The following is a 14,321-nucleotide window of genomic DNA, read 5'->3' as shown; positions in this document are numbered from 1 at the left end:
TTTATTTCCTTTCCACAAATGTTCCCTTATATGAAAATAGCGAACCCATTAACGGATTTCTTACTTGAACATGAATTCGAAAACATTGTAATTCGTCATCATAACTTTCAACAATTTTTGCCTCCCCATATAAAAGTTTCGGTAAAGAGATTTTTCTTCCAAACATACAAAACCATTGTTTCTTCGAAGAAATATGCATTGCCCCTAACTCATCAATATGAAAATTTAATGTAGAGACGAGTATATGTGGTTCACCAAAATAATCTACAATTTCATTTTCATCAATTTTCATTACCGCATTAAAATATCTTTTCTTATTATGAAAATAAAAAGTACGATTCCACCGCACAAGTTCATGTCCATGTTCATCACGCTCAGCGGTATTATGTATTGTAAATGGCACTTCCTTACCTCTCTCAGAGAAAAACATTCGAAACTTCGATGCAATTTTTAATATTAATTTTACGAAAAAAGAACCACCGTAAATTTCATCCATCTTTCCTTCTCCAGTAAAGCTATTTTCTTCTGTAATCTCATAGCGTTTCTGTAATTTCGGATGAAGTTTTTTATAAGAATCTCCTAATAGTTTTTCATAAATATTAGCCATACACTATCCCTTTCTCTTCCTCTTGCAATTTTTTGCACTTAGTAAATCAAAACTATTTATATAACCGACAATCGATAACCCCATTAGTAGAACGTTTAATGTAATTGGATTAAACGGCTCTGTAAAGCTTGCGATATTCGTAAAGCCTGCCACTAGCGTTAAGGCTATTAACATAAAAATATGTACTATAAATACTTTTCGTTTTGGAAATGGTAACAGCCATATGATACCAAAAATAATTTCTAGTATTCCAATTATTTTAAGTACAAAAATACTATGTGAAGTTGAACCAATCATCACAGAGAGCATTTTTACTTCTTCTGAATGAGTAAACACTAGTTTCGGCACTATTCCTTGATACATCCATACAAATGCAAATAAAAAACATACGATCCAATATGTCATCGTTCTTCTCATTAGCAACCTAGGATGCAGTCCTTTTTCTAACCATATTTTTAAAGCATCAAAACTCCAAGCAGTCGCCCAGCCTAATAACGGTCGAAAAATACATGAATCTATTACATTCCCTAGACGACCATACCTAGTATCATAATCATATTGCGTCTCAAAATGAATGTATTTTTTACGCGGTGTATACTTCCAATAACCACGTCCAATTTGTATAAGTGATAATTGATTGTCTGTCCAAAATTTTAAAGAAGAAATTCTTTCACCTGTTTCTTTTCTTATTTCACCTATCGATTCCCCTTCCCCAGCTATTTCAAGTCCAAATCCGATTTTTGTTTTATATAAAAACTTCTGTGGTTCTCCTTCTTTTTTCTCTAAATATGAAATTTCAGTAAAGCGAGCATCCCATTCTGTATGTAAATCTGGTTCTTGCGTATACTCCCATAATTTCTCCATTGTTGTTTTCATTTCTGCCGAAACATAAATAGGCTTTTTCCTCTGCATTCTTCCACCTCCAATGGACTATAATGTTAATGTACATGTAATAAATTTATTTTGCTACATTTTTCACAAACTTTCTCAGTAATAGAAAGAATTTTTAAAATATATATAAAACACTTGATTCCACGAAAAATTTAAATTATTATAAAACAAATGTTACCAACAATTTCATAAATCAAACACTCTCGCCTAAAACGTGAGATAGAGGTTGCGATACTTATGAGTATTCTAATGGAGACACAGAGATGTCTAGGAAATTAGATGAAAGGAAGTATTGCCGAAATCGATACATTTCTCTGCATATATCGATTGGGGCTGTTTTCGAATAGAAACAGAACTGTCATATGTACAGACGTGTACGTATGAAGAGCTATCTACAAAAAAGAGATATCATTTTTATGGTATTCCTTTTTTGGCGGTTTTTTTATTAGCTCCGTTTTCTGTTTCCCTTTTCCTGTAACAGCACCATCCTCACTTATTTGAGATGGTGTTTTTTGTTTTTCTCTGGTAACTACAGGAATATTGGGATTTATATATGTCCTAATCTATTCTTAAAAATGGATGAAAGAAGGAATTCGTAATGGAAATGATTGTACAAAAATTTGGTGGCACTTCTGTCGGAAGCGTTGAGCGCATTCAACATGTAGCAAATTTAATTATTGAAGAATATGAACGAGGACATAGTATCGTCACTGTCGTTTCGGCAATGGGAAAAAGTACAGATGAACTTGTAGCACTTGCTAACGCTATTACAGAAAATCCGAGTAAACGCGAAATGGATATGCTTCTATCAACAGGAGAGCAAGTGACTATTTCATTATTAACGATGGCATTACAAGCAAAAGGTTATAACGCGATTTCATTAACAGGATGGCAAGCTGGTATTACGACAGAATCTGTACATAGTAGTGCACGGATTACTGAAATTAATACGGATCGAATTCAGTCTTATCTTACTAAAGGCACGATTGTTATTGTAGCTGGTTTCCAAGGAGTCAGTGAAGATTTTGAAATTACAACGCTTGGACGAGGTGGTTCTGATACAACTGCTGTTGCATTAGCTGCTGCACTGAACGCAAAAAAATGTGATATTTACACAGATGTGACCGGCGTATATACGACGGATCCACGAGTTGTAAAAGATGCTTATAAATTAGATGAAATTTCTTATGACGAAATGTTAGAACTTGCAAACCTCGGTGCTGGTGTATTACACCCGCGTGCTGTTGAGTTTGCTAAAAATCATAATGTCATTTTAGAAGTTCGCTCAAGTATGGAACAAGAAAATGGAACAATTGTAAAAGGAGAATGTAACATGGAACAACAATCAATCGTTAAAGGTATTGCATTTGAAGATAATATTACACGTATCACAGTGAAAGGATTGGAACAAGGCTCGCTTTCAACTGTTTTCTCTACATTAGCAGCGGCACATATTAATGTAGATATCATCATTCAAAGTATTACAAATGAAGGAACTGTTCATCTCTCCTTCTCCATCCACTCTAATGATTTAAGAGAGACTTTAGAAGTATTGGAACAAAACAAAGAGGCACTTCACTATGAATCAGTAGAATATGAAAATCATTTAGCAAAAGTATCAATTGTAGGATCTGGTATGGTCTCTAATCCTGGTGTTGCTGCGAATATGTTCACTACTTTAAAAGAAGAAGATATTCATATTAAAATGGTAAGTACATCAGAAATTAAAGTGTCTGTCGTTATTGATCGCCTTCACTTAGTAACAGGTGTCGAGGCGCTGCACCAATCATTTATGGCGAAAATTGAGCCTTTAGTGCAGATGAGTTAATTTCCACTCGTAAAACTTAAAACAAATTATATGAATCTAGTTCCTTCCTATATAAATAAAAATAGAATAGGAATGTTTTGCGAGAAAGTCAAAATTGTTCTATCGAATAACAACTACAGTATCAAATTTTTAAAACTACTTGAACATAATAACATTCACGAAATAAAGTTCATGCGTACCTCAATAGCAGAAGATTTTTGAAGTGTTGTTCGTTAACAAGATATTATATACTTATACCCGAAAACACCTTGTCACATTTTCCTACACTGTGACAAGGTGTTTTTTGTTTAGAAGAGATTTTAGTATAATTATGAGGATAATTATATAATAAATTTATACATATAAGGAGATAAAGACTATGGCAAACAACAGATTACTAAGAATGGACAATGTTAGCATCGTTGTAGAATCCCTTGATAATGCAATCTCTTTCTTCGAGGAGATTGGTTTGAAACTCGAAGGTAGAGCAACTGTCGAAGGTGAATGGGCTGGTCGTGTAACAGGACTCGGTTCTCAGTGCGTAGAGATTGCTATGATGGTTACGCCAGATGGCCATAGTCGAATTGAACTTTCGCGATTTCTCACCCCGCCTACTATAGCAGATCACCGGACAGCTCCTGTAAACGCCCTCGGTTATTTACGCGTCATGTTCACCGTTGAAGACATTGACGAAATGGTATCCAGACTTACTAAACATGGTGCTCAGCTCGTTGGCGAAGTAGTTCAGTACGAGAACTCGTATCGTCTCTGTTACATTCGGGGAACCGAAGGCATTTTAATCGGTTTAGCGGAAGAACTCGGTAACAAGTAAGTGATGTATTATAAATTAAACCACTATATTATTAACCACGTCCTAACTTTAGAACGTGGTTATACTTGTTTGAGCTTTTAAAAATATATTATCATTTTACACATAGATTTCAAGACTCTATCCAAATCGTTCTTTAACATATTATCAATATCCTAAAATCAATATAAAATGATTTTATTATTCGTTATATCCTTTCCTAGGAAATATAACTGACCCTTCTCATTTTATATTTTACCGCTCTTTTCCATGAAAAAACGATCTATATTCATTCAAAATAACTTTCTTCACATCCGAGTAAAATACCATCATGAATAGGGAAACTCCTAATAAAATCTCTTGAACTCCTTCATAATCAATGAAAGCACTTAAAATTAGCAAACTACATCCAATATAAAAACCAAATTCATTCCCTTTCTCAAAACCCTCATCTTCTTCATCAATATGTATTTTCTCTTTAAAGCTTTGATTCCCTTTTATTAACTCATCTATCGTAACATCCTCTTGTGAAAATCCCTTTGACTCTCGTAGTTTTTTTAACTGTTCTCCTAAGCTCATAACGTCCCCTCCTTTAACAAATTATTACATAAAAGGAGATAAAAAAGAAAGAAACCATTAGTAACACCCACTGCAAACCACTAGTTTACACAATAAAAAAGGGAGAGTAACTCTATTTTCAAGCTACTCTCCCTCACATTTATATTAATTAAAACAGATGAATGTTTTCTTTCTTGCAAGCTTCACGTAAATCATCAGGCCATACAGAAGATTGCACTTCACCGATATGTGCTTTACGTAAGAAGTACATGCACATTCTTGATTGTCCAATACCACCACCAATTGTTAATGGTAGTACATCTTCTAATATACCTTTATGGAAATCATACTCACGTTTAAAGTCATCACCAGTTTTCGTTAACTGCTCATCAAGTGATTTACTATCAACACGAATTCCCATTGATGATAATTCGAACGAAGCTTGTAGTACTGGGTGCCAGAATAGAATATCACCGTTTAATTTCCAATCATCATAATCAGCTGCGCGTCCGTCATGCTTTTCACCTGAACGAAGTGCATCACCAATTCCGATAATGAAAACTGCACCGTGTTCTTTCGCAATTGCATGTTCACGATCTTTCGGTGTTAATTCTGGATATTTATCTTCTAGTTCTTGAGAAGTAACGAACACGATTTCTTCTGGTAAATACTTTCCAAGGAACGGATATTTTTCAAATAAGTGACCTTCTAAATCTTTGAATATTCCATAAATTGTTTGTACTGTTTGTTGTAAGTAATCTACAGTACGCCATTCTTTTTGAACGATTTTTTCCCAATCCCATTGATCAACGTAAATGGAATGTGTTGCATCAAGTTCTTCATCACGACGGATTGCGTTCATGTTTGTATATAAACCTTCACCAGCTTCATATCCGTATTCATGTAATGCGAATCTTTTCCACTTCGCTAGTGAATGAACAATTTCTAATTCTTCTCCTGAATGTAACATATCAAATTCAATTGGACGTTCTACACCGTTTAAGTGATCGTTTAATCCTGATTTTTTCGTTACGAATAATGGTGCAGATACGCGGAATAGTTCAAGGCGTTTTGCTAATTGATCCTCGAAAAATGTTTTAACTTCCTTAATTGCGATTTGAGTCTCTCTTACTGTCATTAATGATTGATACATGGTGGTTTCCTCCTAAAATGTTTGGATGTTGTGAAAAGAAGCCAACAAAAAAAGCCCTTCTTTCCCAAAAAACTGGGACGAAAGGCTTTGGTTCCGCGGTACCACCCAAATTAGCAACAGAGGTTGCTCACTTATACAATACGGAGATGAAATATCTCGATACTGTTCTTCTTGTAACGGCGAAGTTCCCGGCTAAGTCTACTTTCCTATAAAGGGTTTCGGTTAGCAACTCCAGGAGGTTCTTCATAATAGGCTTCGTATCAGGCTCACACCACCCCTGACTCGCTTAGACTACGTCCTACTACTACTCGTCCTTTCATAGTCGTTTTGTTGTCACATCTCTGAAACATTTTATTAATGATTATTCTATACAAAAAACAAAGAAAGTCAACAAAAAGTTTTAAAATATTTTTCAATTCTTTATTTTATGGCTTTATTGATTGTTTCCAATATAACTTCTTTATTTCTTTTGCCTAGACATTCCAAACACTGTCTCACTAACTGAAACTAACGTATATACAACAATTAATGTAATTGTTCGAAATATAGAATCCGCAGTATTTCGTATTATTTTCATTTTCTTTGTAATTCCTTTCAGTTTACTTACAAATTCATGATATACTATAGCATTCAAGCAGTTTTTTTACTTAAAGCAAATATAGTCATTTATAAAGAGTATTTTCTAAATCATTGACTATTATCAAATTAGATTTTTATATAACGGAGTGATCATATGAGTAAAACGAAAGCAAAACCGAAAAAAGGTGTAGGACAAGGTACAGGAAGTAAAGGGTGGAACCGTTGGCAATCAAGCGCAAAGAAAAAGCAAGCTGCAAAGCCATACAAAAGTAAAGGTACAAAGAAATAATCTAAATAACATTTGATTTCTTTACTTTGTACAAAACAAAATATAATTATTACAACAAAAAAGCTATGCCCTCATACGTTTGAAGGCATAGCTTTTTATATTAAATCATTAAAATATCTCGAATTTCTTCCTCCGTGATGGATGATAATTTCTCTTCTCCCGGCTCAATCACTTCAGCAATTAAATTTTTCTTACTCTCTTGCAGTTCATGCATTTTTTCCTCAATTGTTCCGTGTGCTACTAATTTAATAACTTGTACTGTATTTTTTTGTCCCATTCGATATGCCCGATCTGCCGCTTGTTGTTCAACAGCTGGATTCCACCATAAATCGTATAAAATAACCGTATCGGCACCCGTTAAGTTAAGACCCGTACCACCAGCTTTTAATGAAATGAGAAATAGATCCCCTTCTCCTTCGTTAAATCGATTACATAGCTCTACTCGTTCTTGCGAAGGTGTATTTCCGTCTAAATAAAAGTATGGAATCGCTTGACGATTTAACTCACGACCAATAATGGACAGCATCTTCGTAAATTGAGAAAAGATTAAAATTCTCTTACCAGTACTTCTGCATTCCTCTAGTATTTCTAGCAGTTGTTCAAATTTAGCTGAGCTCCCCTTGTAATCATCAACGAATAAAGCAGGATGATTACAAATTTGTCGCAATCTCGTTAAACCAGCTAAAATTCTAATTTTATTTTTACGTAACGTATCTTTGTCTAAATGCTTTAACGTTTCTTCCCTTAATTTCGCTAAATAAGCAGCATATAGTCTCTTTTGATCTGGTAATAATTCCGATGACTGTAAATGTTCTATTTTATCTGGAAGCTCCTGTAATACGTCCCCTTTTAATCGTCTTAATACGAAAGGTTTTACGCGCTTCGCAATATCTTCACGCCTTAAATCACCGAATTCTTTTCTTCCTGGTAATAATTCTGGAAATACGACATGAAAGATAGACCATAGCTCTTCTAATGAATTTTCTACAGGCGTTCCCGTTAGTCCGAAACGATATTCAGCTTGAATTGTTTTCACTGCTTTTGCAGTTTGCGTTGTAGGATTTTTAAACGCCTGTGCTTCATCAAGAAATAGTGTATGAAACGGCCTCGCATACGATCTTATATCTCTTCTCAGTAATGGATATGACGTAATTACGACATCAAATTCCGCTATGTCTTTTAAGATTTTTCGTCTTTCCGCTTGATTTCCATCTGCAATAACTGCTCTAATATGCGGCGCGAATTTTTTCAACTCGCTTAACCAGTTGTAAACTAGAGACGATGGAGAAACGACTAATATAGGTAGTTTCTTTTCTCGAATTTCTGGCAACACAGAATCTATATAAGCAATACTTTGCAGCGTTTTTCCAAGTCCCATATCATCTGCTAAAATACCGCCCAAACGGTAATATGCAAGTGTTTTCATCCACTCGAATCCGTATACTTGATACTCTCTCATTACAGCATTTAAAGTTTGCGGCACTGTAAACTTTAATTTTTTGGGATTTTGAATGCTTTCCACTAAATCTTGAACAGACCCATCTAAACTTAAAACATTACCTTCGTGAAGTCCGTTCATCCATTTCACACTTCGAATAAGTGGAACATTCACTTCTTCCCCATGTAAAAATTCTTTTCGAATACCCGATTCTTTTACAAACTGATTAATTTCATTAAATTCTTTGCCCTCTAGTGATAATAAAGAACCATTCGCTAATCGGTAATATTTGCGTTTCTCTTCAAGAGCGACTAATACACCTTTAATTTCCGCTTCCGGTATTCCTTTTATATCAAAACGAAATGACAGCCAATCAATTCTTTCTTTTCTTCTCACCCTAATAAGAGGAGCTGTATCCCCTTTATGAATTCGTAATTTGATTGCTGTCGTCGCATAAATATCAACTAAACCTTTTAACGTTGGAACGACATGATATAAAAAGTTATACTCAGCCTCTTCATTATGTATAAAATAACCACCTTCTGTTTTCGCAAAGGCACTTTCACTCATAATGTCTAAAATTTCTTTTTCCTTTTTCTCATCACGATTAAAAACAGACGGCTGTCCGTCCTCTTCTAGCGGATTAATCATGACGTTTCCATAATGGAATTCGAGACCTGCTAACAAACGATTTTTCACGCGATCTAAATACAATTTCGCTTTTAGCGAAGGCGTTTCAACCCGATCTGATATTACTTCATCAATGCGTACCGTTCCAAGTTTCATTAATCCAGGCACAACTTTCCCTACGAAATGTTCCATCTTAGTTTCAGGAATATAAAACTGATTGCTATTTGAGCGACTCATCATCTTTTGTAGTTCAATAAGTCGCATACAATCTTCCATAGGTAAATGATATAATTTCCCATCGTAAAGAGCGTTGTTATACATCTCCATAACTTGAACATGATTTAGGCCGTCTATATGAAGTGTAAACCCGCCATTATTCCCTTTCGTGAACTCAAAATGTAATGGCAATAAACCTTTTGAAATTTGTAAGCCATGAAACAGTTGCTCACTTTGTTTCAGCTTTACATGTTCAACTTTAGAAAGTGAAGAGAGCATATCATTCCACGAAGCTGGCGGTATAAATATCATACTTTCATCTTGTTTCGCATGTACTTCTAGTGCATCTTCATACATTTTTTCGTTATGATATATTTTAATGAGTTGTTGTATAATCGCGTCTGTTTCTTGTTTAAAACTGTGTACATCTGGCGTGTATGTAAATTCATTGGAACAATGAAAAGTTTCTCTTTTCTCCACTTTAGAAAGAAATTCTCTAATATGATTTATGAAATACACTTTGGCAAGTTTCAATTGAATTCCAAGAAGAGCCCCACCACTTTTCGTCGCTACTGGTGAACATATAAACTCCACATCTACTATTTCACGTGTATCAAAACGATGTTGTTTACTTTTTGGTCTCAGTGGTTTGTCTGCAAACAGCTGAAACATCCCGTTTGTTAATTGATCATTTCTGCTACTAACAGAGCCCATTCCACCTGTTTGCTGATTATAGTTGATTTGTATTAATACGGCTGCAACATGTTGACAGTACGTTTGAAAAGACGCTAATGAAGGACAACTGCATCTCGCAACTACATCACCTTTTTTAGCTTTTTCTACTGTAACATGGAAATCCTCGTTCCCTTTTACCGTCGCCTCGCAAATTTCTTTATTTTCATCATAATGATTCACGATTACTTTATTTGCTTTATAATAAGCTTCGCCTCTTTTATATGAGGTCTCTCCGCATACTTCTTTAATAATCGATTTATTTAATGTAAAACTCATTGTTTTGACACTTCCTTAATGTAAAACCATTTTCTCTTACTTAACATTTTACATGCTCCACGAGAAAATATAAAATGTTGATTGAACAAAAAAAGATGCTTTTTTATAAGCACCTTTTCACTCTATCTCCATCAACCGTTTCGCCTCAAAATACAACACTTGAATAAATTTTTTCGTATTAATTCGTATGTGGCCAGAAGTTGCTATTTCATCCTTTGTCATTTCTGTCATCCGTTTTCTAACTACAGTGAAATCAAAAAACTTCGGAGCATAACTTTCAAATTTCGGATTTGAAAAGTCTGTTAGTCCGAGGGAAGCTAAATGATTCAATGATTGATAAATCGCTCTTCTTACACGTTGTTCAGATGCTTTTTTCTCCTTCTCTATATCTGCATCCGAAGCTATATGATCTAATTTTTTTAATGTGATTTGGTGAAAGATATCTTTTAACGCAGGAAATCCAAATTCAAATGTTTGCGCCTTTTCTTGTCCATATAAATATTCCAGCATACTAAGTAAATCTTTACTTCCGTTCTCTCCCGCAATACCGAGTTCTGATAGTAAAAAGCGTCCTGAATCTGATATCTTTTTTCCTTCTTGCACTGTTTCACTACGCATTTGCGGCTTTTCCCACTGAAATACATTATTTAATGATTTTTGAATGTCATATATAGAACGTTCCAAACGAATACGCTCTATCACTTTTTGTATAACAGATACTACTTCTATTTTATTTAGTGGTTTCGTAATATAATATTCCACCCCAAGTGTATACGCCTCACCAATGAGTTGTTTCGATTCCACTTGGGAAATCATAATAATTTTCCCAGTGAATGAAGACGCTATTTGGCGAACTGTTTCAATGCCGTCTCTCATCGGCATTAATAAATCAATAAATAAAATATCCACTTTTTTATAATTTAGCTGTTCTGCTTCAATAAACGCTCCATCTTCCGACTCTCCAATTACTTCCCCAAGATCACCATCCTCAATAATTTGCGAAAGCATTGAACGGAAAACTTCATCATCATCTACAATATAATAAAACAAATCTATTCCCCTTCCCGCTTTAAACTACACTCCGGTAAACAAACGACAAACTTACACCCTTTTCCAGTTTCATTGTCTTCTAACCTTACTTCTCCGCCAAGCTCTGTTACCATTTCGTGTATGTAAGAAAGTCCAATACCTGTGGACGGTGTTCCCGTTTGATCATACTTTGAAGTAAACCCAGGCTTAAATACTAATTTCTTATACTTTTGTGCAATACCAGGGCCATCGTCAACTACTTCAAAGGTTACATGTTGATCCCGTTTATATAACTTAATACGAATAAGACCTCTATCTTCAATTGCTTCAACTGCATTGGCAACTAAGTTATTAAAGATTGATAGCACTGTATATACGTGATATGCGGCGTGCTCACCTTCTATATGTTTAGAAAAACGTATATCTTTCTCTAACATTTCAGCATACTTTTCATTTATTCTTACAATCATTTCTGTAAGTTCATGTCCTTCTACATACTCAGCCACATTTTTATCTAATAACAGTTTAGATAACCCTGCAAAAATCCTTTGATTATCCTTTTTAATTTCGTGCACTTCTCCTGCTATTTTCAATGCTGTTTTACTACTGGAATCGTCGTCTGCCTGTAAATTTCGATATAGTTCATATGCTTCTTGTGTAATCAATTCTGCATTTTGTAACGTTTTTTTCAAATGAACTGATTCTACATACAAATTTGAAAGGTGCATTAACATTTTTTCATTTTCTTTTCGAACTTGTGATTCTTTTAATTTCGTTTCATACAAATTCATCATATTTAAAAAACCAAGCGCAAAGAAACTACGAAAAATAGCAATAATAATTAACTTATTCACTTCAGAAACTGTTATCGTTGTACCGAGCACTACCATATGATATATCGCTAGTTCTGACATACTTGCGATAATTTCAATTGTAATCCCAAGGCACCCAATAACAATCGGATTCTGATGAAACTTATTCACCCTACAAATTGAAAAAAGACTTCCATAAATAAAATAATAAAAGAACACAGGATAGCGCAAATAAAATGATTCTGTCATATGAAATGAGCCTTGCATGATCCAGTCAAGACATACACGGAATAAAACAACACATATACCGACAAGAATACCTGCAGCGGCTGCTGGTATTCTTCTTAAAAATAGTAATAAAAAGAAGAATAATGGCGTTCCAAAGCTAACGCGAAACATATCATTAAAAGGATGAAAATTAAGCTCTCCAGCAATCGGAACAACAACCATTAATATAATTAAAAGGGATATATCTTTCTTCCATAATTCATTCCAATTCAAAGATGCCACTTCCTATACTCTTTTTTCAGTAATAAAAGTGAAAGCCCGCTTATTATTTATAAACGGGCTTTATTTCTATATTCTAACCTTTTCTACCGCTTTTATTTGGCGATACTCGGGTTCCCATATTGCTTCTTTCACTGCAGTCTTAATATCGTTATCACTTAATTTCTCTCTAGCAACACCTTCTGCAACTGCAACTTTCGCTACTTCAATTGCAACCATTTCCGAGATATTACGTAACTCTTCAACTTCTGGCAAAATAGGTGCTCCTGGCTGACTTGTATCTACCATGCTTGCAACTGCTTCAGCTGCTGCTGCGAACATGCCATCCGTCATAACGCTTGCACGTACTACAATTGTTCCAAGGCCTAGCCCTGGGAAAATAAGTGCATTATTTGATTGTCCAATCACATACGTTACACCGTTGTATGTAACTGGTTCAAAAGGACTTCCCGTAGCAACTAATGCTCTCCCTTCTGTCCACTGGATTAAATCAGCTGGTTTTGCTTCAGCAAGTGGCGTCGGATTCGACATTGGTAAAATGATTGGTCTTTCTACGTGAGAAGCCATTTCTTTTATAATCTCTTCTTTAAATGCGCCTGCAACAGTTGATGTACCAATTAAAATTGTCGGTTTCACATGCTTCACAACTTCAGCAAGTCCGATTACATCATTTTGCTTCCACTCACTTACTTCCGCTTCTTTTCTTGCATACGGAATTTGGAAATCAAGAAGATCTTCCATGTTATCTGTAACTAACCCGTTACGATCAATACACCAGAAACGCTTATATGATTCTTCTTCTGATACGCCTACACGGACCATCGCATCTCTAACTTGATCTGCGATACCGATTCCAGCCGTACCAGCACCAAACACAACAACGCGGTGTTCGCTTAACGGTACACCAGAAGCTTTTACTGCCGATAATACAGCAGCAAGCGAAACTGCACCTGTTCCTTGAATATCATCATTAAACGTACACACGTCATGGCGATATTTATCTAAAATTTTTCGTGCGTTACGAGAACTGAAATCTTCCCAATGTAAGAGTGCTTTCGGGAATTGTTTATTTACCGCTTGAACAAATGTATCAATAAATTCATCATAAGCTTCCCCTGTTATACGAGGGTGACGATTTCCAATATAAAATGGATTATTTAATAACTCTTCACGATTTGTACCTACATCTAAAATTACCGGTAATACACGACTAGGATCGATTCCAACTGCGGCCGTATAAACAGCTAATTTTCCGATTGCAATGTTAATACCACCAACGCCCCAGTCACCAATTCCTAATATACCTTCTCCATCTGTTACAACGACTAAATCGATATTTTCTGCTGTTGCACCGATATTGGCAAATGCTTCTTCAATACCTGACGGATCGTTAATTGATAAATACACACCACGTGGTTTACGATATTCATGACTATATCTTTGAATTGCTACACCGACAGTTGGTGTATATACGATTGGTAACATTTCACGTAAATGATCTGTTAAAATACGATAAAATAATACTTCATTTCGATCATGTAACGCTGTTAAGTATACATTCTTTAATAAATCATCCGGCTGAGAACAAAATTGTTCGTATGCTCGGCGTGCTTGTTCTTCTAATGTTAAAACTGCTGGCGGTAATAACCCTTTTAAACCTAATTCTTCTCTCTCTTCTTGCGTGAAAGCGACCCCTTTATTTAAAAGTGGTGTTGATAATACTTCTACTCCTCTTAATGTCGTTTCTAATGAACCATTAGAAGCTACTGTAAACTTACTCATAACATCCCTACCTCTATTCATATATGGCATTTCTATATTGTAAACAAAAAAGAGGGGCTTGTCCCCCCTCTTCTTTTAATTTTTCTTTAAAAGTGTTGCTCCTGCAATCCCTGGATGTGTCATTTCGAATGGATCTAGAATTAACTCTAAATCTTCTTGTGACAATACACCATTTTTCACACAAAGTTCTCGAACGGATTGCCC

Annotated in this window: 11 protein-coding genes, 1 pseudogene, 1 riboswitch and 1 other annotated feature; of the genes and pseudogenes, 3 read left to right on the top strand and 9 right to left on the bottom strand. The window is 35.1% G+C overall.

Annotation, left to right across the window (positions count from 1 at the left end):
• Window position 1: 1 nt before the first annotated feature.
• Window positions 2-607: a DUF4166 domain-containing protein gene (locus tag V7S50_RS29605; protein ID WP_242251392.1), complete on the bottom strand. Its 606-nt coding sequence runs from the start codon at window positions 605-607 to the stop codon at window positions 2-4.
• A gap of 3 nt (window positions 608-610) precedes the next feature.
• Entirely contained in the window at window positions 611-1,519 is a 909-nt protein-coding gene (locus V7S50_RS29600; RefSeq protein WP_336376713.1) for a DoxX-like family protein, read from the bottom strand.
• A gap of 191 nt (window positions 1,520-1,710) precedes the next feature.
• Window positions 1,711-1,897, top strand: a riboswitch (Lysine riboswitch).
• Window positions 1,898-2,096: 199 nt separating this feature from the next.
• On the opposite strand from V7S50_RS29600, the gene V7S50_RS29595 reads away from it, so the two are divergent.
• Both V7S50_RS29595 and V7S50_RS29590 read left to right on the top strand, forming a co-directional pair.
• Window positions 2,097-3,326, top strand: coding sequence for an aspartate kinase (locus V7S50_RS29595; RefSeq protein WP_309259983.1), 1,230 nt, complete (start codon window positions 2,097-2,099; stop codon window positions 3,324-3,326).
• A gap of 358 nt (window positions 3,327-3,684) precedes the next feature.
• Window positions 3,685-4,137 (top strand): VOC family protein, encoded by a 453-nt coding sequence (locus V7S50_RS29590; protein WP_242251387.1) that lies wholly within the window; start codon window positions 3,685-3,687, stop codon window positions 4,135-4,137.
• A 231-nt stretch (window positions 4,138-4,368) separates the two neighbouring features.
• Here V7S50_RS29590 and V7S50_RS29585 read toward each other — a convergent pair whose 3' ends face one another.
• Window positions 4,369-4,692 (bottom strand): XRE family transcriptional regulator, encoded by a 324-nt coding sequence (locus V7S50_RS29585; protein ID WP_242251384.1) that lies wholly within the window; start codon window positions 4,690-4,692, stop codon window positions 4,369-4,371.
• 148 nt (window positions 4,693-4,840) lie between these two features.
• On the bottom strand, window positions 4,841-5,824 hold the full coding sequence (gene asnA / locus V7S50_RS29580; RefSeq protein WP_242251382.1) for an aspartate--ammonia ligase: 984 nt from the start codon (window positions 5,822-5,824) through the stop codon (window positions 4,841-4,843).
• Window positions 5,825-5,894: 70 nt separating this feature from the next.
• Window positions 5,895-6,153: a binding site (T-box leader), on the bottom strand.
• 404 nt (window positions 6,154-6,557) lie between these two features.
• Here asnA and V7S50_RS29575 point away from each other — a divergent pair.
• The gene (locus V7S50_RS29575) at window positions 6,558-6,692 is read left to right on the top strand and encodes a DUF3934 domain-containing protein (protein ID WP_063222638.1); all 135 of its coding nucleotides are present in this window, start codon (window positions 6,558-6,560) and stop codon (window positions 6,690-6,692) included.
• Window positions 6,693-6,792: 100 nt separating this feature from the next.
• On the opposite strand, the gene V7S50_RS29570 is transcribed toward V7S50_RS29575, so the two are convergent.
• The 5 genes and pseudogenes from V7S50_RS29570 to V7S50_RS29550 all read right to left on the bottom strand — a co-directional run.
• On the bottom strand, window positions 6,793-9,987 hold the full coding sequence (locus tag V7S50_RS29570) for an SNF2 helicase associated domain-containing protein (RefSeq protein WP_242251378.1): 3,195 nt from the start codon (window positions 9,985-9,987) through the stop codon (window positions 6,793-6,795).
• 117 nt (window positions 9,988-10,104) lie between these two features.
• On the bottom strand, window positions 10,105-11,037 hold the full coding sequence (locus V7S50_RS29565; RefSeq protein ID WP_242251377.1) for a response regulator: 933 nt from the start codon (window positions 11,035-11,037) through the stop codon (window positions 10,105-10,107).
• Window positions 11,038-11,039: 2 nt separating this feature from the next.
• Window positions 11,040-12,338, bottom strand: a complete 1,299-nt coding sequence (locus tag V7S50_RS29560; RefSeq protein ID WP_242251375.1) for a sensor histidine kinase — start codon at window positions 12,336-12,338, stop codon at window positions 11,040-11,042.
• A gap of 66 nt (window positions 12,339-12,404) precedes the next feature.
• Complete coding sequence (gene malS / locus V7S50_RS29555) at window positions 12,405-14,117, bottom strand: oxaloacetate-decarboxylating malate dehydrogenase (protein WP_242251373.1); 1,713 nt, start codon at window positions 14,115-14,117, stop codon at window positions 12,405-12,407.
• Between the two features lie 75 nt (window positions 14,118-14,192).
• Window positions 14,193-14,321, bottom strand: a pseudogene (locus V7S50_RS29550) (aspartate ammonia-lyase); the annotation flags it as partial.

The organism is Bacillus sp. CCNWLW194 (assembly GCF_037120585.1).
In the GTDB taxonomy this organism is placed as follows: domain Bacteria; phylum Bacillota; class Bacilli; order Bacillales; family Bacillaceae_G; genus Bacillus_A; species Bacillus_A basilensis.
This window is presented reverse-complemented; position numbering and strand designations above follow the sequence as displayed.